The following is a 21,103-nucleotide window of genomic DNA, read 5'->3' on the forward strand; positions in this document are numbered from 1 at the left end:
GGTTATTTGGATTAACAATAAATAATTTTTGAAAGATATTATGAATTATTCCAATTCATAGTTAAACGAAAGTTCAACACTCCTTGTTTTCGCAATATTTATGCCTATACTAATATAATTGTCTGTTTTTATACAAGTGTTTTATAAGCTAAAAAAAAAGCAAATCACTAAAAAAGTTTAATTATCAAGTTCCTTTTCTGCGATTTTTTTATTTCGTATTTTAGCGCTTCTAAAATTCAGGAAATTGGCAAAGAAAGAAACTCCGTTAATGACGCAATACAATACAATCAAGGCGAAATATCCTGATGCATTGTTATTGTTCCGAGTAGGAGATTTCTACGAAACTTTTGGACAAGATGCAATAAAAACATCGCAGATTCTTGGGATTGTTCTCACCAAAAGAGCCAATGGCGAAGGTCATATCGAATTGGCTGGATTTCCTCATCATTCTGTAGATTCTTATCTTCCAAAATTGGTAAGAGCCGGAATGCGCGTTGCAATTTGCGACCAGTTGGAAGACCCGAAAACCGTCAAAGGAATTGTAAAACGTGGGGTTACAGAGTTGGTGACGCCAGGAGTTACGTTCAATGATCAGGTTTTATCTTCCAAGAAAAATAATTTTCTGCTATCTCTTCATAAAGAAAAAGAAAAATACGGAATGGCACTTGTGGATGTTTCAACGGGAGAATTTCTCGTGAGTGAAGGTAATCTTGAGAAATTACTTCACATTGTTCACACTTTTGACCCGAGCGAAATTATCTATCAAAGAACTTCTGAAATTCCGAATCAGCTTAGAAATAAGAATGTTTTCAAGTTGGAAGATTGGGCGTTCAAATATCCTTATGCTTACGAAAAACTGACTTCGCATTTCAAAACGCAGTCTTTGAAAGGTTTTGGAATTGATGAACATAAATTAGGAATTACCGCAGCAGGAGCTATTTTCGCTTATTTGGTAGAAGATACGCATCACGCATTGTTGCAACACATTACGAGAATTCAAGTGATTCCGCAGGATGATTATCTGATGATGGATAATTTCACGCTGAGAAATCTGGAAATTGTTTATTCGGCTAATCATCAAGGTAAATCGCTTCTTGATATTATTGATAAAACTTCTACGCCAATGGGCGGAAGGTTATTGAGAAGACGTTTGATTCTTCCCTTGAAAAACATAGGCGATATCAATAGAAGATTGAACCTGATTGAATTTCTAAACAAAGAAGATTCTTTGAAATACGACATCAAAGATTTGTTGAAAGGTATTTCTGATTTGGATAGATTAATTGGAAAATTAGCTGCTGAAAAGATTTCACCGAAAGAATTAGGTTATCTCCGTCAAAGTATCATTAATATTAATGAAATCAGAAAACATCTTCTGAAATTTTCTGATGTTTTGGCTTGGATTGACCCTTTTATTAATCTAGAGGAATTAATAGATTTCATCAAAAATCATCTGAATGAAGAACTTCCTGTGAACATCAACAAAGGAAATGTCATCAAAGAAGGAATTTCGGAAGAATTGGACCATTTGCGAAATCTTCAAAGTAAAGGTCGCGGTTTTTTGGACGAAATGTGCCAACGCGAAATCGAAAGAACTGGAATCACAAGTTTGAAAATTGATTTCAATGGCGTTTTCGGTTATTATATTGAGGTTAGAAATACACATAAAGACAAAGTTCCGGAAGATTGGATCAGAAAACAGACTTTGGTAAATGCAGAACGTTACATCACCGAAGAGCTGAAAGAATATGAAAATCAAATTCTTGGCGCTGAAGAAAAAATTGGAAAATTAGAATTAGAACTTTACAGAAATATCTGTGAAAATGTTCTCATTTATATTGACCAGTTACAAGAAAATTCGAAACTCATTGGCGAATTAGATTGTGCTGTTGGGTTGTCAGATTTATCGGTTGAAGACAATTACACAAAACCGATTCTGAACGATTCTTTCTCAATTGACATCCAGGAAGGACGACATCCGATCATAGAAAAATCTTTACCGCTAGGCGAATCTTATATCCCGAATGATGTTTTCTTAGACAAAGATTCTCAACAAATCATAATGGTAACCGGACCCAATATGGCCGGTAAATCAGCAATCCTGAGACAGACCGCGATTATTTCTTTGTTGGCTCAAATCGGAAGTTTTGTTCCAGCTAAACATGCAGAGATTGGAACTTTGGACAAGATTTTTACGAGAGTTGGCGCAACGGATAATTTGTCTGCCGGCGAATCTACTTTTATGGTGGAAATGAATGAAGCCGCGAATATTCTTAATAATATCTCAGACAGAAGTTTGATTTTGCTGGACGAAATCGGTCGTGGAACTTCTACTTACGATGGTGTTTCCATTGCGTGGGCCATTGCAGAATATCTTCACCAACATCCGACACAACCGAAAACATTGTTCGCAACGCATTACCACGAGTTGAACGAAATGTCTGTCAACTTTGAGAGAATCAAGAATTTTCACGTCTCCATTCAGGAAGTGAAAGGCAATATTATTTTCCTCAGAAAGTTGATTTCTGGAGGGAGTGAACATAGTTTTGGTATTCACGTAGCAAAACTTGCAGGGATGCCTCCCAAGGTAGTAAATCGTGCCAATGAAATTCTTAAAACTTTGGAATCCAGCCGAGCAACGCAAGATTCTGGAGAGAAAATAAAACGTGTGACCGAAGAAAATCTTCAGCTTTCATTTTTCCAGTTGGATGATCCGGTTCTTGAAAATATTCGCGAAGAATTGACAAAAATCGACATCAATACATTGACACCAATTGAAGCTTTGATGAAACTTAATGCCATTAAAAAGATGATCGGGAAATAGCTATTTTACACCGACTGTATCTACCTTTTTATCTGTAGAAAGCGCAGCAGAATCTACACCTTTGTTTCTCATATGTTCTGCACTGTGATCGGCTTTTCTTTTATCTCTTTTGTCTTTATCCGGTACACAACTGACAATAAGTGATGATAATATTCCGATAAACAATAGATTTTTCATAATAATCAGATTTGGTTACAGTTTCCTTTTCAAAAATCAAACCGAAATTGTTCTCGATTAAAATTCATTGTCAGAGTACCGCTTTTAATAAAAAAATCGAGATAATAATTACCTCGATTTTTTGTTTTATTTAAAAATAATGCTGTGATAATTAATTTTAAATTCTATTACAAAAGCTTTCTGATTGCTATTTTCATCTTCGCAGTAGAAGTTCTGATTGCTACAGAACTTAAAAACATCTTCTTCGTAAGAGCTTATTTGGGTGATGTTTTCGTTGTAATGTTGATGTATTATTTCATCAAAGCATTTTTCGATTTCAATCCAACAAAATTGATTGTCTGGATTTTCATTTTTTCCTGCCTGATTGAGTTTGCCCAATATTTTCACTTCGGAGAATTAATGGGTTTCAAAGATAATCGCATTGTGATGATTATGCTTGGCAACTCATTCAGTTGGTTGGATATCCTTTGCTACTTTGCAGGATGTGTGATTTTATTTTTAATCACAAACATTAAATCGGAATAAAGATTACAGCAGCAAGTGCAGCAGCACCAATAATCACGGAAGATAAAATATCTGGTTTTTTGATTTCACGTACTTCGCTTCTTTCAATTTCGACCATTTCTCCAGCTTTGTTTTTACCGTAGATTTTGGTAGCGTCCACTTTCAAAACTTCGATTTTCTGAGTCTTGGCATCTTTTGTTTGGATAGAGTATTTTTTGTAAAGTTCTAATGTATTATCGAACATTGGTTTGCTAGGACTCACCACTCTTGTTTGGCAAGAAATCATCAAAGCGAACAATGATAACGTAAATAATTTGAAAATAATTTTAGGATATTTCATTATGGATAAAATAATTTTGTCAAATTTAGCTAAATTTTCACGAATTGGTATTAAGTTTTTGAGAAATTAACCAAGCTTCACTCCAGCAGGCTTGAAAATTAAAGCCACCTGTAATTGCATCAATATTAAGAACTTCTCCGCAAATATAAAAATTTGGTAAGAGTTTGGATTCCATATTTTTAAAATCAATTTCTTTAAGATCAACACCTCCAGCCGTTACGAACTCATCTTTATAAATAGATTTTCCGGTTACTTGCATTTTTTTTCTGCACAGAGCTTCCAATATCGCATTCAACTCTTTTGCGGATATATTAGCAATCTGCGTTTCCGGATTGATATTGCAGATCTCTAGAACCTTATTCCAAAATCGGTTGGTTACGTTAAATATTTTAGATTGCCCGATAGATTTTTTAGGATTTTGTGTCTTGAAGGTTTTTAAAAGGTTTTCAGCCTCAGAAATTGGTATTGAAATAAAATTTACCTCGATTTCAAATTGGTATTTTAACTCAGCCAATGTTCTTGCTTCCCACGCAGAAATTTTGAGCACAGCTGGCCCGGAAAGTCCCCAATGTGTTATCAAAAGTGGACCGGATTCTGCTGTTTTCAGGCTAGGAATTTGGATTTCGGCGTTTTCAAAACTGGTTCCGGGAAGATCCTTCAATAAGTCATCTTTAATGTTGAATGTGAATAGTGACGGAACAGGCTCTATAATTTTATGACCAAGTTTTTCAATCATTTTTAAAGATTTAGGTGCGCTTCCCGTGCAATAAATGATAATGTCTGCAAGGAAATCGCCTTGCTTGGTTTTAACCAGATAATTATTGTCTTGGTTGATAATCTCCGAAACCGAAATCTGGGTTTTTATTTCAAATTTTTTTCCAAGTACTTCTTTAGTCATTGCATTGATAATGCTTTGTGAAGAGTCCGAAACCGGAAATACCCGGTTGTCTTTTTCGATTTTTAAGGGAACATTTCTAGACTCGAACCATTCCATTGTATCTCCGGGCTGGAATTTTGTAAAAACACTGAGTAGCTCTTTGCTCCCTCTCGGATAGAAACTAGTGAGCTCTCTCGGATCAAAGCATGCGTGGGTGACATTGCAACGTCCGCCGCCGGATATTTTTACCTTTTGCAGTACGTCCGAATTCTGCTCTAGGATAGAAACGTCATATTTGTCCTCATCCAGATTTGCAGCGGCAAAAAAACCAGAAGCGCCGCCGCCAATGATAATTATTTTCTTTTTTTTTAAATCCATTATTGCAAAATTACATTTTTAATATCCACATCAAATGGTTAATTTTGAACAATCATAAAATTAAATAAAATGTCTGTTTATTATCATAAATTTGAAGTAAGATGGAGTGATATTGATGCGAATCGTCATCTTGGAAACTCAACCTATGTGGATTATTGCTCACAAACTAGAATGGCTTTTCTAAACAAAAACAAAATTGGGCTAACCCAACTGAACCGCTGGGGCGTGGGTCCTGTTATGTTGCACGAGCGCTACTCATTCTTCAAGGAAATCTATGCAGACCAGACAGTTTTTGTTGGCTTGGAGGTGTCTGCAATCTCGGAAGACGGATCTATTTATCAGTTCGTGCATAAATTTTATCTGCCAGACGGGACACATTGTGCAACAGCCGAAGCTACGGGTGTCTGGATAGATATGATGCTCAGAAAAACCACAACACCGCCTGAAGACATTATGGAAGTAATGAACGAATACAAATCAGCGAATGTACAAATCATTTCAAAAGAATTCCTGAAGACTCTACCTTTCCGTCCGGAAAATATTGATTCTGAAATTTTTAAATAAATATTAATAGTAATTGAGAGCGATTTCGATTGTTTTTAATCGTTTATAATTAATCAAATATCATTTATTAAATGCTAGAAGATAAATCACAAAACCTAACGCCGATAGCAAAACTTGGAGAGTTCGGGTTAATAAAACATCTAACGCAACATTTTCAGATTATACAGGATTCTACAAAAATTTCGGTTGGTGATGATGCTGCAGTTATAGATCCAGGAAATAAAAAAGTGGTAATTTCCACAGATATGCTTGCGGAAGGAATTCATTTCAATCTCGGATACGTCCCGCTAAAACATTTAGGATATAAAGCCGTTGTAGTAAACCTGAGTGATATTGCCGCAATGAATGCTACTCCAACTCAAATTTTGGTTTCTGTTGCTGTTTCCAATCGTTTTCCGGTGGAAGCTTTGGAAGAAATCTATGCAGGAATTGCTTTGGCTTGCAATAGATACAAAGTAGACTTAATTGGCGGAGACACAACAAGTTCCAACACAGGTTTGGTAATTAGCATTACAGCAATTGGTCTTGAAAATGAAGATAAAATCGTTAAAAGAAATGGTGCAAAACCAAATGATCTTTTGGTGGTAACCGGAGATCTTGGTGGTGCATATCTGGGACTTCAAATTTTGGAAAGAGAACATTCTGTTTATTTGGCAAACCCCAATATGCAACCAGAAATGGAAGGTTATGATTACATCCTTGAAAGACAGCTGAAACCAGAAGCCAGAACCGATATCAAGAAAAAATTGGAAGAGTTGGATATTTTGCCAACATCTATGATCGATGTTTCGGACGGTCTGGCATCAGAGATACTTCATTTGTCGGATCAGTCTGGTGTTGGATTTCATTTGTATGAAGAAAAAGTTCCAATGGACAGTGTTACTATTTCTACTGCAGAAGAACTGAATCTTAATCCCGCAATGGCCGCGTTAAACGGAGGTGAAGATTACGAATTATTGTTCACCATTTCTTCTTCAGATTTTGATAAAATTAAGAATCATCCAGACTTCACCATTATCGGTCACGCAACTGAAGAATCTCAAGGCAATTTCTTGGTAGCAAGAGGCTCAAACCAACTGATTCCATTAACTGCACAAGGCTGGGATGCCTTTCTAAATAAGGAGTAAATCTTTTGGAATAAAACTTGTAAAACACAACCATATAAATAAAAAGAACGATGAAAATTTTAAAAACTTCAGCTTTTGTAATTGCGGCATTAGGAATTACTGCTTGTGTCACTAACCCAATTACTGGTAGATCTTCCATCCAAATTGCAAATAATTCTGAGATTGCAACCGCTGCAGCTGCAGAATATAAAACCACATTATCTAGTTCCAAAGTTGTTACTGGAACTGCAGACGCCAACCGAATCAAAAATGTTGGTGATAGAATTAAAAATGCGGCTTACGCTTATTATAAACAAATTGGTCGTGAGTCTGCTTTAACTGGCTATAATTGGGAATTTAATTTAATCCAAGACAGCCAACTAAATGCTTGGTGTATGCCTGGTGGAAAAGTCGCTTTTTATACAGGAATTATGCCTATTTGTAAAGATGATAATGGTGTGGCTGTTGTAATGGGACACGAAGTTTCTCACGCGCTGGCAGGACATGGAAACGAAAGAATTTCTCAGGCGATGTTGGCTCAATATGGCGGTAGTCTTTTAGGTGGCACAATGTCTAACAGTCAATGGTCAGGCGTTTTTGAAAAAGTGTACCCAATTGGAGCACAAGTTGGATTGTTGGCTTATGGAAGAAAACAAGAGTCTGAAGCAGATGAAATGGGTCTTCAAATAATGGCTATGGCCGGTTATGATCCTAGAACTGCAATTTCTTTCTGGCAGAGAATGGAAGCTTCTTCTACAGGAACCAGACAACCAGAATTTTTATCTACCCACCCTAGTCCTGCTAATAGAATCGCTGATTTGAATGCCGATATGCCAAAAGCTTTGCAATATTACAAAGCGGCAGGCGGTAAACTTTAAACTTTTTTTTAATTAAAATAAAAACACAATTATGAAAAGTTTAATAATTATTGGTATCATTTTATTCGGTTTGGGAGGTCTTCTTTTTTACCTGAATGATATGGCGGTAGATCTACGTGTGGTTTATGGATCACTTTGTGGGATTGGCATTGGTCTTATTATAGGTGGATTAGTAGGATATATTAGCAAAGGCAGTGCTGTAAAAGACGCTCAGATCAGACGCGAATTAAAGCAACTTCAGCAGGAGAAAGCTGAACTTGAAAAACAGAAAGTGCAAACCGATATTACCAGGACTTATTAAAAAGACTATAAGTTTTTTATAAAATGTCCTGGAGTAGTGTTTGTATATTTTTTGAAAATCTTATTAAAATAAGTAATATTATTAAAACCTGTAGCATAGCAGCTTTCTGCTATGCTTTTTTCTTGAGAAAGCAATATGCAAGCTTTGTCTATTCTGTATCTATTAACAAACTCAACAAAGGTAAGCGATGTGGCTTTTTTGAAAAAATTACAAAATGCGGGTTTCGTGAGATTAGCAAGATGTGCGGCCTGCATAATATCAATTTCGTTCTGGTAACCGTTTTCTACGTATGTAAATACAGCTTCCAAACGATTTCTATTTCTAGATACGATTGTGTAAGGCATCACTTCGGTATTCATTAATTCAAAATCCTCTGTTTTTGATAGTTCAAAAAGGATTTCTAAAAGTAGCAAGTACCTTTTATAACCCTCAGCTTCAGCTATCAATTCAAGTTTTGGAATGAGTTGTTTTTTTACTTGTGAGGAAAAAAGGACGCCGTACCTTGATATTTCCAACAGCTTTCTCACAGCATTAGTGTCTGGTTCTCCCTCTGGTAGGGAAAGGATGTCTTCCTTGAACTGTATTACGATTTCTTCATGCGGATCTGTAGCATTGAGCCCAAAACCAGAATGGGGAATATTAGAGCCTATTAGAGCCAGTGCGCCATCCTCAAAATGGCTTTTATGATAGCCTACGTGTCTTGTTCCTTTTCCATGCAAAACGCAAACGATCTCAATCTCAGAATGATAATGATATTGCCAGTTGAGTTCAGAAATAGGAACTCCTTTGATATGCAGCACACGAAATGAACTGTTTTCGTCTGGTGAAATATGTTCGAGTATAACCTTCATTCAAGTTAATGTTCTTTAAAAACAAAAATAAAGAAAACATGTTAATATTGTTCAATTTTTTGTTTATTATGTTAAACAATTGTTGAATAAAAGCGCATATTTTCGTATTACAAAAATGATTTCTTAAAAGAATGTAATTTTTGTGAATTTTTAAGGTCTATATATGAAGAAGGCTGGAAAGTGATTTCCAGCCTTCTCATATTTTCTGAGTTGCAATTATTTGAAATTATAACCGATACCGAGGATAAACATACTAGGTCTATTATCGTATCTGATTTCTGTCTCGCTTCCTGGAACTCCAGCGCCTGCGTTAATGAATTTTCGAGAATCTTTAGAAAAAGCTCCTTCATATCTTGCATTGACAACAAATTTAGACAACGTTGCTTGCGCTCCAAATTGGTATCCTACAGTAAATTCTTTAGTTCCATTTTCCTTGAAGTCTCCAAAAGTATTGTCTTTTGATAAATTATATGATGCAACTGGTCCTACAAAAGCAGCTAATTTTCCAAGTAAAAAGTTATGTCCAACTAAAACAGGAACATCAATTCTATTGCTTTTGGCTTCTAGTTCTACATCGCCAGTAGTTTCTACCGTATTTTTGAAAGATGTGTAATACACTTCTGGCATTACAAACCACCCACTTGCAGGTAAATCTACTTTAAAAGCCAATCCAACATTGAATCCTGTTGCATTATCACCTTTTGAATCAACAGCTGTATTAACAGCGCCTTTAAAATTATCCCAGCTTGCAGATGAAGTATTTATTAAAGCATTGGTTCTCAATCCTACAGTAACTTGTGAATAAGCCATCATTCCTAGGAATAAGGTCATTGCACTGATCAGTTTTTTATTCATTTTCAATTGATTTTAATTTAAAATTAGTGAATTATTTTTCCTTTTTTTCGGTATTGTTGCTGTTATGCGAGAGACTTGTCTGATCATTTTCAAGCATAAATTCTCTTAATTGCTTAAAAAGCTCTGAAGAGTAAACAAAATCCAAAAGGTTCTTATTTTTTGCTGTTGCTAATATATCTTTATTGCCTTCCCATTCTTTTATGCCCAATCGCAGATAGAGAATCTTTTCCCCAATCGTCATCACGGAATTCATATCGTGAGTGTTGATAATAGTAGTGGTGTTATATTCTTTGGTGATTTCCAGTAAAAGATCATCAATTATTTTAGATGTGTAAGGATCTAAGCCCGAATTAGGTTCATCGCAGAACAGATACTTTGGATTATTAACAATAGCTCTTGCTATGGCAACCCTTTTCTGCATTCCCCCGGAGATTTCTGAAGGGAATTTTTTATTAGCATTCTGAAGATTGACACGACCTATTACTTCCAAAACTTTTCGTTTCTTTTCTCGGTAAGTAAGATTGGTAAACATATCTAGAGGGAAACTGATGTTTTCTTCAACAGTCATGGAATCGAAAAGCGCACTTCCCTGAAAAACGGTTCCAATCTCTGAGCGCAAAGCCTGTTTGTCATCTCGGGACATCTGTACAATATCTCTTCCATCAAAGAGAATGCCTCCGCTGGATGGCTCGAAAACATTCAGCAGGCACTTGAGAAATACTGTTTTTCCGGATCCGCTTTGCCCGATTACCAGGTTTACTTTGCCGGTATCAAATGTTGTGGAAATACCTTTCAGAACTTCTACCCCATCAAAACTTTTTCTTAAATCTTTAACTTCTATCATCAGCTTAACAACATTTGGGTTAGTAATAGATCCATTATAATTACAGAAACCATAGTCCATACTACAGCTTGTGTGCTGGCACGTCCAACTTCCAAAGATCCGCCTTTTACATTATAACCGAAATAAGCAGGAATTGTAGCTATTAGAAATGCAAATACAGCTGTTTTCAGAAAAGCGTACCAGATAAAATAAGATGGCATATACATCTGGATACCTGTTATATAATCTGCTTTTGTCCAATTTCCAGTTGCGATTCCGGCAATATATCCGCCCCAGATTCCTACAGCAATACTGATTGCAATGAGTAGTGGATTAAATATCACACTGGCTATAATTTTTGGCAAAATAAGAAAATTGGGAGAATTGACACCCATAATGTCTAAAGCATCGATCTGCTCTGTAACCCTCATTGTCCCGATGCTCGAAGCGATGTAGGAACCAACTTTTCCAGCAAGTATAACAGAAATAATGGTAGGTGAGAACTCCAAAATCAACACCACTTTGGTTGCGTAACCAATAAAACTGTTAGGGATAGGAAAAGATGATGCGCTGAAGTTATTATACATCTGAATAGCAACAACCGCCCCTACGAAAAAAGATGTGAATAATACCAATCCAAAGGAATTGACGCCGAGGTCATAAAATTCTCTTACCAGCAGCTTGAGATATACATTTCTTTTCTGAGGCTTGTTTAGGACTTTTCCCAACAATAGAAAATATTCTCCTACGGATTCAAATAGTCGTTTTAACATAAAGCTAAATTAGGTTTTTTTTCTAACAATCAATGCGCTTTTTTATCGCCGGTAATAATCAGAAAAATGGTTTTGAAAATGATTACAATATCCATACTAAAACTCCAATTACGGACATAAAAAGAATCTGCAAGTATTCTTTTTTTCATCTCGATGTTCATATCACCTGCGTCGCCCCGCAGTCCGCTTACCTGCGCAAGGCCGGTAATACCTGGTTTTACCATACTTCTCAAACTGTATCTGCTGATCTTCGGCTTGTAAAAATCATCCACCAAAAGCATATGTGGCCGAGGCCCAACAACAGACATATTTCCTAATAAAACATTGATAAATTGTGGCATCTCATCCAGACTTGTTTTTCTAAGAAATTTGCCAATCTCGGTAATTCTTGGATCATTTGGATCGGTCGTTTTTTTAGATGACAGAATATTGACTTTCATTGTTCTGAATTTGAAGCACTTGAAAACCTTATCATGATAACCATATCGTTCCTGAATGAAAAAGGGAGAGCCTTTGGATCCATCCAATTTTATCAGTAATATAATAATCGGAAATAGCCAGGTGCAGATACAAATAAGCACTAATAAAGAAAAAACAATGTCGAAAAGCCTTTTAACAAAAAAATTGGTAAAAATATCTAATGGATTTTTTGTTTGTGTAAGAACCGGAGCAGTTCCGATGTAATTGTATTCAAACTCAAAGAAATCATTCTGTACAGTATTCGGAACCAAGGAAATTTTCACTTTATTAAGTTCTGCCTGATGAAAAAGCGCTTCTTCGAAACTCTTTTCCAATGTATGTTCTGATGGGATAAAAACGGTATGTATGCCATTGTCTTTCCAAAATTTCGCAATATACTCCAGATTAATATTTCCTGAGTAATCATATATTCTGAAACCGAAATCTTTTCTCTCTCTTATGATGTCTCGAAGAACATTGGTAGATGCCGTTTCTGCGATAAACATAACATTCCTGTGATTTTTCCCGATACTCCGGATATATTTCAAAAGAAAAAATATCAGTGTTTTTATAGGAATTACAATTAATGCCAAGATAATCGCCAGATAGAAACGTTCCGTTTTCAGGAAATCATTATTGCTGACTTTTCCCAGCAGAACCACCCCAATAAAAAAGAAAAAAACATGGATAATGATTCTCTCCAGATATATGGTATAGGTAATATTTCTAGGAATGTGATATAATCTTGTCCTTGCGCTAAGTAAAAGCCAGAAAAAACATAATAATAAAACAGAAAGTATGTTTTGCTCCAGAGACTCCGAATCATATTTGATTTCAAAATTAATTCGGTAATATGAAACGAAAACTGAAGCTACCAGAATCATATCTAGTAGGATCACGAAGGATTTGAAATATCTAGAATATCTTAGTCGCTGCATAAACTTCCGAAATTAAGGAATATTTAGATATTTATGCGTTTGGATAGAAGACCTCCATTCCGGATTTTCAAGAATAAAATCTGTAATTTTAGGATACATCGCATCGCGTTTGCTCCATTCGCTTTGGAGATACAACACGCAGTTATCATTGGTTTTAGCCTGCTGCTCCTGAGCAAATTTGAAATCATTATTGTTGAAAATAATCATTTTCAGTTCACTGGCAACTTTATAGATATCTTCCAGTGGAAGTCCTGTTTTCTTCGGCGAGAGAGTGATCCAGTCCAGATGACCGCTCATAGGATATGCGCCAGATGTTTCGATATGAATGGTACAACCTAATTCTTTTAACCGGGATGTAAGTATTTCCAGATTCCACATTAGTGGTTCGCCACCGGTCAGAACAATGGTTTTACAATATTTTGCTGCCGTTTCCGCTATCTCTGTGGCATCCATCAAGGGGTGGAGTTTTGGATTCCAGCTTTCCTTCACGTCGCACCAGTGACAGCCTACGTCGCAGCCACCTAAGCGGATGAAATAGGCCGCTTTCCCGGCGTGAAATCCCTCCCCTTGAATAGTGTAAAAATGCTCCATCACCGGGAGCATTTTACCTTGTTTTAATAGTAATTCTTCTTGTTCTTTAGTCATTATAAACCGAAGTTTTATAAGCGATAATAGTATTTTTCATCAGCATTGCGCGCGTCATTGGACCCACTCCGCCAGGAACCGGAGTGATCCAGCTTGCTTTTTCTGCGCAGCTGTCAAAATCTACATCACCTGCGAGATGATACCCTTTTTCCGAATCATCATCTACTCTTGTGATGCCGACATCCACAATCACTGCACCTTGCTTAATCATCTCTCCTTTCAGAAAATTCGGGTCGCCCAGTGCTGTTATCACGATATCGGCTTGTTTTGTATAATCTTCTATATGTTCTGTGTAAGAGTGTGTCAGCGTCACCGTAGAGTTTCCCGGGAAATCTTTTCTTCCCATCAGGATACTCATTGGTTTTCCAACAATCCTGCTTCTGCCAATGATGACACAATTCTTACCTTTGGTTTCGATGTTATATCTTTCCAATAATGTCAATATTCCAAATGGCGTTGCTGGCAAGAAAGTATCCATCTCCAGTGCCATTTTTCCGAAATTTTCCGGATGAAAACCATCGACGTCTTTTCGCGGGTCTATTGCCATGATGATTTTTTCCTGATCAATCTGTTTAGGCAACGGCAGCTGCACGATAAATCCATCTACATCTTTTGATTTATTCAACTCGTCAATTTTTTCCAACAGCTCGGCCTCAGACACTGTGTTTGGAAATTTGATAAGCGAAGAGGAGAAACCGACCTCTTCGCAGTCTTTTACTTTGCTGTTCACATAGGCTTTACTGGCGCCGTTATTTCCTACCAGAATCGCTACCAAATGTGGCGCTCTTCTTTTGTTAGCCAATATTTTTTCTACCTCTTGCTTGATTTCAGCTTTTACTTCTTTTGAGACTTTTAGTCCATCTAGAATTTTTGCCATTGTTCTTTCTTTTTACTTTTAGATTTATTTTAAAAAAAATGAAATGTTCCTTTCCCAACAAGCCATTTTCATAATTTATCGATTTGATTTATAATAATTAATCAATCCGTTTGTAGAGCTATCGTGGGTTTCAATTTTTCCATCGGCTTCCAGCTCTGGAAGGATTTTTCCTGCCAAGACCTTTCCTAATTCAACTCCAAACTGGTCAAAACTGAAGATATTCCAGATCACACCTTGTACAAAAATCTTATGCTCGTACAAAGCAATTAATTGTCCTAATGAAAATGGCGTCAATTCCTTAAATAAGAAAGAATTGGTAGGCGTATTTCCTGAGAAAATTTTATAGTTCAATAGTTTTTCGATTTCTTCTTCCGTTTTGCCAGATGACTTTAATTCATTAAAAACTTCATCTTCCGTTTTCCCGAATGCTAAAGCTTCTGTCTGCGCAAAATAGTTTGCTAAAAGGATATCCTGATGCTCGCCAACATCATTCGGAGATTTTGCATAAGCAATGAAATCCGCAGGAATCAACTCTGTTCCCTGATGGATTAATTGATAAAAAGCGTGCTGACCGTTAGTTCCTGGTTCTCCCCAGATGATTGGGCCTGTTTCATACTCCACGAATTCGCCATTTCTGTCCACAGATTTTCCATTACTTTCCATATCACCTTGCTGCAGATAGGCCGAAAAACGGTCAAGATATTGTGAGTATGGCAAAATCGCGTAGGTTCCAGCTGCATAGAAATTTCTGTACCATATTCCCAAAAGCCCCATCAGCACAGGAATATTCTCTTTAAAATCTTTGGTCTGGAAATGCACATCGGTCTCATACGCACCTCTAAGCAGTTGTTCAAAATTTTCGTAGCCAATGGATAGAACAATGCTCAATCCGATTGCGCTCCATAGCGAATATCGGCCACCAACCCAATCCCAGAACTCAAAAATATTTGCTTCTGCAATCCCGAATTTTTTTACAGCTTCAATATTCGTTGATAATGCCACAAAATGTTTGGCGACATCCTCATTTTTAGCACCAGATTTCAAAAACCATTCTTTTGCTGAGTTGGCATTGGTCATAGTTTCCTGTGTGGTAAATGTTTTGGAAGCAATGATGAACAAAGTGGTTTCAGGGTTCAGGTTCTTCACAACCTCGGCCATATGATTGCCATCTACGTTGGATACAAAATGAACATTAAGCCTTGTTTTAAAATGTTTTAATGCAGAACAAACCATCACCGGACCAAGATCTGACCCTCCGATTCCCACATTGACCACATCTGTGATTTCCTTGCCGGTAAAACCTTTGTGAACGCCAGAAATAACGGATTCTGAAAAAGATTTCATATGATCCAAAACTTTCTTTATGGCTGGTTTGATATTCTGGCCGTCAACCAGAATTTCTTTATTGGAAAAATCTCTCAAAGCTGTATGGAGAACTGCTCTTCCTTCAGTTTCATTGATTTTATCGCCGGAAAACATTTTTTCCATCGCTTCTTTAAGCTTAACTTCTTCAGCAAGGTCGAGAAGTAAGTCCAGAGTTTTGGAATCGATGAGGTTTTTTGAAAAATCGAAAAGATAGGAATCGGTTTTTACCGAAAATTCATTGAATCGGTTAGGATTAGATTGGAAAAGTGATCGTAACTCAAAATCGTGGTTTGCAAAGTGCTGATCCAGGGCTTTCCATGCTTTCGTTTGTATCGGATTTATTTTTGGTAACATTCTTTTAGATATTTATATTAGAAGAAGTGAGATCTTTTTATCTGACCTGCAAATTTAAGAAAAAATATAGCAGCAGTTTTAATCTTGTTTTTCGAGGATATTTTATTCTTGCCGATACGGATGATTAAACAAAAGAGATTTGTAATTTTATGAGATAATTTCTTGTTTTGGAAAACAATTTGATAATATTGCTTAGAAAATTTAAAATCAGAATCGATGAGACCAACATTCCTCCTACTAAGCCTACCCGTGCTAAGCCTTCTATTATCCTGCAAAAAAGATCAGGACAGTAAAATGATGAAAGAAACCTATTCATCGGAAACAACAACCGTAGATGACAACGGACAAAAAGATAGTATGACCACCACTTCTGTGGAAAAAGAAATAGATGGTAATAGAAACGGTTCGTATTCCTATCCTTACAAAGCTTCGGACGGCAGCCGTGCTAAGGCGACATTTATGAATAACGGACGTTCTAAAACCATTTTGATAGAAGCCAATAACAGAAAATTTGAGCTAGACTTTAAAAATAAAACACCGGAGGGTGAGCTTTATGAAAGAAGCGGAATTTCTGCAGAGTCAAAAGGAGATTCTCTGATTATCAGTCAGGATAACAATGAGATAGCTCTCGTAAGGGTGAATCTTAATTAAAAATAAAAGGGGATTTGAAAATATTTAAATCCCTTTTTTTCCCGTAAGAAGCATTTCTATCATTTTCACTTTCCGGCGTTCGCGGGTTTCTTCTTTTTTGGCATCGTCAATCCAGTGGATGTATTCTTTTTTATAAGTGTAGGACATTTTATCATAGAATTCTTTCGCTTTTTCGTTTTGATTAATTAATTCCTGAACATCATTGGGAACAATAACAATCCGTTCTTCTTTGTCTTCCCAAAGTTTAACTTCAACAATGTCTCCAAATGTCTTCCCTAATTCTTTTCTAATCGCCTGAGTCAATCCTAATCTGTGACAACCGCCGCCCATATTGGCAAGACTGCTTCTGTACACCACTTTATCATCTAGCAGAACTTTCACTTTAACTTGTCCTTTCTTGCCGAATAATTCAACGGTATCAAATGGAAAATTGACAAAAGCAGCATTGATGTCTTGGTGTTGCTGGATTTCTGCGGAAAATGTGATTGGTTTATTCATAGCTTAAAATAAAAAATCCCGAACTCAAATGTCGGGATTTTTATTTTATTAATTTTTATCAGTCTGATGCTCTCAAAGACTTAAATCTTAGAAAGCAACGTTCTGAAATTCACTTTCTCATCAATAATTCTTCTCAGTTCAGAAACCGGAACTCTTTCCTGTTCCATTGTGTCTCTGTATCTTAAAGTTACAGTATTGTCATTCAAAGAATCGTGATCAACTGTGATGCAGAAAGGTGTTCCGATCGCATCTTGTCTTCTGTAACGTTTTCCGATGCTGTCTTTTTCTTCAAAAATCACATTGAAATCAAATTTCAAATCATTGAAAATCTTATCAGCAAATTCCGGTAAACCATCTTTCTTCACCAAAGGCAAAATCGCTGCTTTTACTGGTGCTAAAGCTGGTGGTAAACTCAAAACAGTTCTTTCGGAACCATCTTCCAAAACTTCATCTTTTAATGAGTTGGAGAAAATTGCTAAGAACAATCTGTCCAGACCAACCGAAGTTTCTACAACGTAAGGCACATAATTCTCATTTCTTTCCGGGTCAAAATATTGGATTTTTCTACCGGAGAATTTTTCGTGAGCCGAAAGGTCAAAGTCCGTTCTACTGTGGATTCCTTCCAGTTCTTTGAATCCAAAAGGGAAATTAAACTCGATATCGGCCGCTGCATTAGCATAATGTGCCAATTTTTCGTGGTCGTGGAAACGGTAATTATCTTCGCCTAAACCAAGAGCCAAATGCCAGTTAAGACGCGTTTTTTTCCATTGCTCATAGAATTCCAGCTCAGTTCCAGGTGGAACAAAATATTGCATTTCCATCTGCTCAAATTCTCTCATTCTAAAGATGAATTGTCTCGCAACAATCTCATTTCTAAAGGCTTTACCAATCTGAGCAATCCCGAAAGGCAGTTTATGACGAGAAGTTTTCTGAACATTTAGGTAATTCACAAAAATTCCCTGAGCCGTTTCTGGTCTTAGATAAAGGTCAGTTGCAGAATCTGCTGAAGCACCCAATTTAGTTCCAAACATTAGGTTGAATTGTCTCACTTCCGTCCAGTTTTTAGAACCAGTATCCGGGTCAGCAATTTCCAATTCCTCAATCAAAGCTTTTACATCTGCCAAGTCTTCTTTTTCAAGAGATTTTGCCAATCTGGAAAGAATGGCTTCTCTTTTTGCTCTGTATTCCAAAACTCTCGGGTTGGTCGCTACAAATTCAGCTTTGTTGAAAGCGTCACCAAATCTCTTAGCCGCTTTTTCTATTTCTTTATTTTCCTTGTCTTCGATTTTAGCGCAGTAATCTTCTACCAAAACATCCGCACGGAAACGTTTTTTAGAATCTTTGTTGTCAATCAACGGGTCGTTGAACGCATCCACGTGTCCGGAAGCCTTCCAGATGGTTGGGTGCATAAAAATGGCAGAATCAATCCCAACGATATTTTCGTTCAGCTGAACCATCGCTTTCCACCAGTATTGTTTGATATTATTTTTCAGTTCCGCACCGTTCTGTCCGTAATCGTAGATGGCCGAAAGTCCGTCATAGATCTCGCTGGAAGGAAAAATAAAACCATATTCTTTAGCGTGGGAAACCACTTTTTTGAAAACATCTTCTTGCTTTGCCATAATTTATGTTGAATTGAAGAGCAAAAATAAGGAAAATGTAGGAAGTTGGAAGATGGATGGAGGAAGTTTTTAACAGATTCATTTTTAGGAGCCGGGAACCTGCTATCCGTTGCAATTCCTCGCGCCAAGCTTTCCCATAGCTTGCTGTGGGATTTCCACTACAAAGCGAACTATGAGCTTCGACGATTCATTATAAATACCATATAACCAATGAGTCAATCAGGACTAGTTACTTTTCCCCATTCCTTAGAATCCTTGTCTTACGTAATAACTGATTCTACAGAAAATCTCTACTTTTGCCCAATGTTAGAAATTCTTTATCAAGACGACTACCTTATTGCCATCAACAAACCGAGCGGACTTTTGGTTCATAAGTCAAAATATGCCGGCCCAGCAGACGAATATGCGGTAGAGAAATTAACGAATCAAATTGGCAAAAAGGTTCATCTTGTGCATCGTTTGGACCGGAAAACTTCGGGTGTTTTACTGTTTGCTTTTGATAAAGAAACTCTTAAACTAATAAGTGACCAGTTTATGAATCGTGAAGTGGAAAAAAAATATCTGGCGATTCTGCGTGGTTGGACAAAAGAGGAAGAAACAATTGATTACGATTTGACCAATGAAAATGAAATCGTCCAAAACGCCATCACCTATTATCGTCGTCTGCAAATTTCTGAAATCGATCTACCATTTCTAAAACATCCAACTTCTCGATATTCTTTTGTTGAAGCGATTCCCGAAACTGGTAGATTTCATCAGTTAAGAAAACATTTCAAACATATTTTACATCCGATTTTAGGCTGTAGAAAACACGGTTGCAATAAACAGAATAAGCTGTGGCTTAATAGTTTTAATGTGACTGCAATGCCGCTGCATTCTCATCAGCTTAATTTTAAACATCCTGTTACCAATCAGAACATTTCCCTCAGAGCAACTCTGAATGTGAATCCTGGGTTTTTAGAAATAGGAAAAATCTTAGGTTTCAATTTTCAGGAATATATTTAGTTTACCGAGAAATCCTTATAAATTGGAAGAATTGTCCTTACAAAAACCTAAATTTGTAAAACTTTTCTCCGATGTACAAAAGCCTAATTCGTCCGATACTTTTCAAATTCGATCCCGAAGAAGTTCATCATTTTACATTTTCTTTTTTGAAGAATTTTGGATTTCTAGCCAAATTATTTCTACCAAAACCAATTGAAGACAAACGTCTCGAGCGTGAAGTTTTTGGATTGAAATTTAAAAATCCTGTTGGATTAGCGGCGGGTTTTGATAAAGACGCCAATTTGTTTAATGAATTGTCTGACCTTGGATTCGGATTCATAGAAATCGGAACTTTGACACCGAAACCTCAAGCTGGAAATGATAAAAAACGATTGTTTCGACTGAAAGAGGATTCTGCAATTATCAACAGAATGGGTTTCAATAACGGTGGTGTTGATGAAGCAATAGAACGTCTGAAAAAAAATAAAAATGTTCTGATTGGTGGAAATATTGGAAAGAATAAAGTCACTCCAAATGAAGAAGCCGTTAACGATTACAAAATCTGTTTCGAAAAATTATTTCCTTTCGTAGATTATTTTGTAGTCAATGTCAGTTCTCCCAACACACCAAATCTACGTGAACTTCAAGATAAAAAACCTTTGACAGAGCTATTATCAACGCTTCAAAATCTCAATCTTGAAAAGCCAAAACAAAAACCAATTCTTCTGAAGATCGCTCCGGATTTGAGTGATTCTCAACTTTTGGATATTATTGATATTGTTAAAGAAACTCAGATTGCAGGTGTTATTGCAACAAACACAACTTTGTCTAGAGAAAATTTGATTTCAGAAAACAAATCCGAAATGGGTGGATTATCCGGAAAACCTTTAACGAAACGTTCGACAGAAGTCATTAGGTTTTTATCCGAAAAAAGCGGAAAAGCATTTCCAATCATCGGCGTTGGCGGAATTCATACTGCGCAAGATGCATTGGAAAAACTGGAAGCAGGAGCAAGTCTTGTTCAGCTTTACACAGGATTTATCTATGAAGGTCCGGAATTGATTAATGAAATCAACAAAGCGATTCTAAAACAAAAGCTTTAATATTTGAAGAGAAATAAAGTCTTCGACTCCGCTCAGACTGACATTTCTTAAAGAAAGTTTACTATGTCACGCTGAGCGGAGTCGAAGCGTTTGAAATTAAATTATAAAAATTACTTATGGAACTCATCACACTCAAGATTTTCAATACAGAAATAGAAGCCGAAATTCTTAAAATCTTCCTGGAAACCAATGACATTGAAACTTATGTTTTCGGAAATATTTTAGCGAATACTTACAATCTTTTCAACAATACAAGTGGCGGCGTTCAGCTAAAAGTGTCAGAAAATGACTTCGAAAAAGCAAATGAATTGATGACTGAATTTTATAATAAAGACAATCAATAAAAGCAAAACCTC

Annotated in this window: 23 protein-coding genes; 10 read left to right on the forward strand and 13 right to left on the reverse strand. The window is 36.5% G+C overall.

The features are described 5' to 3' along the window. Positions 1-268 precede the first annotated feature (268 nt). Positions 269-2,824, forward strand: a complete 2,556-nt coding sequence (mutS, locus tag EGH73_RS13630; protein WP_123282326.1) for a DNA mismatch repair protein MutS — start codon at positions 269-271, stop codon at positions 2,822-2,824. Here the strand turns inward: mutS and EGH73_RS14050 are convergent, their stop codons facing one another. Continuing rightward, positions 2,825-3,001 (reverse strand): hypothetical protein, encoded by a 177-nt coding sequence (locus EGH73_RS14050; protein ID WP_164467759.1) that lies wholly within the window; start codon positions 2,999-3,001, stop codon positions 2,825-2,827. It lies immediately after the preceding gene. A gap of 144 nt (positions 3,002-3,145) precedes the next feature. On the opposite strand from EGH73_RS14050, the gene EGH73_RS13635 reads away from it, so the two are divergent. Further along, complete coding sequence (locus tag EGH73_RS13635) at positions 3,146-3,526, forward strand: ribosomal maturation YjgA family protein (protein ID WP_312194272.1); 381 nt, start codon at positions 3,146-3,148, stop codon at positions 3,524-3,526. Here EGH73_RS13635 and EGH73_RS13640 read toward each other — a convergent pair. Together EGH73_RS13640 and EGH73_RS13645 are read right to left on the reverse strand one after the other, a co-directional pair. Then, a complete protein-coding gene (locus tag EGH73_RS13640) occupies positions 3,513-3,845 on the reverse strand; it encodes a bacteriophage spanin2 family protein (protein ID WP_089769917.1) in 333 nt (110 codons plus the stop codon). The genes EGH73_RS13635 and EGH73_RS13640 overlap by 14 nt on opposite strands. 37 nt (positions 3,846-3,882) lie before the next feature. Then, complete coding sequence (locus EGH73_RS13645; protein ID WP_123282306.1) at positions 3,883-5,100, reverse strand: BaiN/RdsA family NAD(P)/FAD-dependent oxidoreductase; 1,218 nt, start codon at positions 5,098-5,100, stop codon at positions 3,883-3,885. A 69-nt stretch (positions 5,101-5,169) separates the two neighbouring features. Between EGH73_RS13645 and EGH73_RS13650 the strand changes: the two genes are divergently transcribed. From EGH73_RS13650 to EGH73_RS13665, 4 genes are all read left to right on the forward strand, one after another. Continuing rightward, complete coding sequence (locus tag EGH73_RS13650; protein WP_123282307.1) at positions 5,170-5,664, forward strand: acyl-CoA thioesterase; 495 nt, start codon at positions 5,170-5,172, stop codon at positions 5,662-5,664. Between the two features lie 71 nt (positions 5,665-5,735). Next, complete coding sequence (gene thiL / locus EGH73_RS13655; RefSeq protein WP_123282308.1) at positions 5,736-6,791, forward strand: thiamine-phosphate kinase; 1,056 nt, start codon at positions 5,736-5,738, stop codon at positions 6,789-6,791. A gap of 50 nt (positions 6,792-6,841) precedes the next feature. Next, on the forward strand, positions 6,842-7,648 hold the full coding sequence (locus EGH73_RS13660) for a M48 family metallopeptidase (protein WP_089769926.1): 807 nt from the start codon (positions 6,842-6,844) through the stop codon (positions 7,646-7,648). Positions 7,649-7,679: 31 nt separating this feature from the next. Then, entirely contained in the window at positions 7,680-7,949 is a 270-nt protein-coding gene (locus EGH73_RS13665) for a lipopolysaccharide assembly protein LapA domain-containing protein (protein ID WP_123282309.1), read from the forward strand. Positions 7,950-7,954: 5 nt separating this feature from the next. Here the strand turns inward: EGH73_RS13665 and EGH73_RS13670 are convergent, their stop codons facing one another. The 8 genes from EGH73_RS13670 to pgi form a co-directional block, all read right to left on the reverse strand. After that, positions 7,955-8,800: an AraC family transcriptional regulator gene (locus EGH73_RS13670; RefSeq protein WP_123282310.1), complete on the reverse strand. Its 846-nt coding sequence runs from the start codon at positions 8,798-8,800 to the stop codon at positions 7,955-7,957. Positions 8,801-9,016: 216 nt separating this feature from the next. Then, the gene (locus tag EGH73_RS13675; protein ID WP_245985541.1) at positions 9,017-9,655 is read right to left on the reverse strand and encodes an outer membrane beta-barrel protein; all 639 of its coding nucleotides are present in this window, start codon (positions 9,653-9,655) and stop codon (positions 9,017-9,019) included. 31 nt (positions 9,656-9,686) lie between these two features. Next, positions 9,687-10,499, reverse strand: coding sequence for an ABC transporter ATP-binding protein (locus tag EGH73_RS13680; RefSeq protein WP_123282328.1), 813 nt, complete (start codon positions 10,497-10,499; stop codon positions 9,687-9,689). Beyond that, positions 10,499-11,251 carry an MlaE family ABC transporter permease gene (locus EGH73_RS13685; RefSeq protein ID WP_123282311.1) on the reverse strand — a complete coding sequence of 251 codons (753 nt, stop codon included), beginning with the start codon at positions 11,249-11,251 and terminating at the stop codon, positions 10,499-10,501. The genes EGH73_RS13680 and EGH73_RS13685 overlap by 1 nt, the downstream gene beginning before the upstream one ends. A 29-nt stretch (positions 11,252-11,280) precedes the next feature. Further along, positions 11,281-12,648 (reverse strand): exopolysaccharide biosynthesis polyprenyl glycosylphosphotransferase, encoded by a 1,368-nt coding sequence (locus tag EGH73_RS13690; RefSeq protein ID WP_123282312.1) that lies wholly within the window; start codon positions 12,646-12,648, stop codon positions 11,281-11,283. A gap of 12 nt (positions 12,649-12,660) precedes the next feature. After that, entirely contained in the window at positions 12,661-13,293 is a 633-nt protein-coding gene (locus tag EGH73_RS13695; protein WP_123282313.1) for a 7-carboxy-7-deazaguanine synthase QueE, read from the reverse strand. Then, a complete protein-coding gene (locus EGH73_RS13700) occupies positions 13,286-14,170 on the reverse strand; it encodes a bifunctional 5,10-methylenetetrahydrofolate dehydrogenase/5,10-methenyltetrahydrofolate cyclohydrolase (protein ID WP_123282314.1) in 885 nt (294 codons plus the stop codon). The genes EGH73_RS13695 and EGH73_RS13700 overlap by 8 nt, the downstream gene beginning before the upstream one ends. A gap of 75 nt (positions 14,171-14,245) precedes the next feature. Beyond that, positions 14,246-15,889, reverse strand: coding sequence for a glucose-6-phosphate isomerase (gene pgi / locus EGH73_RS13705; RefSeq protein ID WP_089769940.1), 1,644 nt, complete (start codon positions 15,887-15,889; stop codon positions 14,246-14,248). 216 nt (positions 15,890-16,105) lie between these two features. Here pgi and EGH73_RS13710 point away from each other — a divergent pair, with 216 nt between their 5' ends. Beyond that, the gene (locus EGH73_RS13710) at positions 16,106-16,540 is read left to right on the forward strand and encodes a hypothetical protein (RefSeq protein ID WP_148041715.1); all 435 of its coding nucleotides are present in this window, start codon (positions 16,106-16,108) and stop codon (positions 16,538-16,540) included. A gap of 24 nt (positions 16,541-16,564) precedes the next feature. On the opposite strand, the gene EGH73_RS13715 is transcribed toward EGH73_RS13710, so the two are convergent. Together EGH73_RS13715 and EGH73_RS13720 are read right to left on the reverse strand one after the other, a co-directional pair. After that, positions 16,565-17,038, reverse strand: coding sequence for a YdeI/OmpD-associated family protein (locus EGH73_RS13715; RefSeq protein ID WP_123282316.1), 474 nt, complete (start codon positions 17,036-17,038; stop codon positions 16,565-16,567). 80 nt (positions 17,039-17,118) lie between these two features. Then, positions 17,119-18,660 carry a glycine--tRNA ligase gene (locus tag EGH73_RS13720; protein WP_123282317.1) on the reverse strand — a complete coding sequence of 514 codons (1,542 nt, stop codon included), beginning with the start codon at positions 18,658-18,660 and terminating at the stop codon, positions 17,119-17,121. Between the two features lie 303 nt (positions 18,661-18,963). On the opposite strand from EGH73_RS13720, the gene EGH73_RS13725 reads away from it, so the two are divergent. The 3 genes from EGH73_RS13725 to EGH73_RS13735 all read left to right on the forward strand — a co-directional run bounded on the left by EGH73_RS13725 (position 18,964) and on the right by EGH73_RS13735 (position 21,091). Beyond that, the gene (locus tag EGH73_RS13725; RefSeq protein ID WP_123282318.1) at positions 18,964-19,665 is read left to right on the forward strand and encodes a pseudouridine synthase; all 702 of its coding nucleotides are present in this window, start codon (positions 18,964-18,966) and stop codon (positions 19,663-19,665) included. Between the two features lie 71 nt (positions 19,666-19,736). Beyond that, positions 19,737-20,747 carry a quinone-dependent dihydroorotate dehydrogenase gene (locus tag EGH73_RS13730; RefSeq protein WP_123282319.1) on the forward strand — a complete coding sequence of 337 codons (1,011 nt, stop codon included), beginning with the start codon at positions 19,737-19,739 and terminating at the stop codon, positions 20,745-20,747. A 116-nt stretch (positions 20,748-20,863) separates the two neighbouring features. Beyond that, positions 20,864-21,091: a putative signal transducing protein gene (locus EGH73_RS13735; RefSeq protein ID WP_123282320.1), complete on the forward strand. Its 228-nt coding sequence runs from the start codon at positions 20,864-20,866 to the stop codon at positions 21,089-21,091. Positions 21,092-21,103: the final 12 nt, after the last annotated feature.

The organism is Epilithonimonas hominis (genome assembly GCF_003730015.1).
Lineage (GTDB): Bacteria > Bacteroidota > Bacteroidia > Flavobacteriales > Weeksellaceae > Epilithonimonas > Epilithonimonas hominis.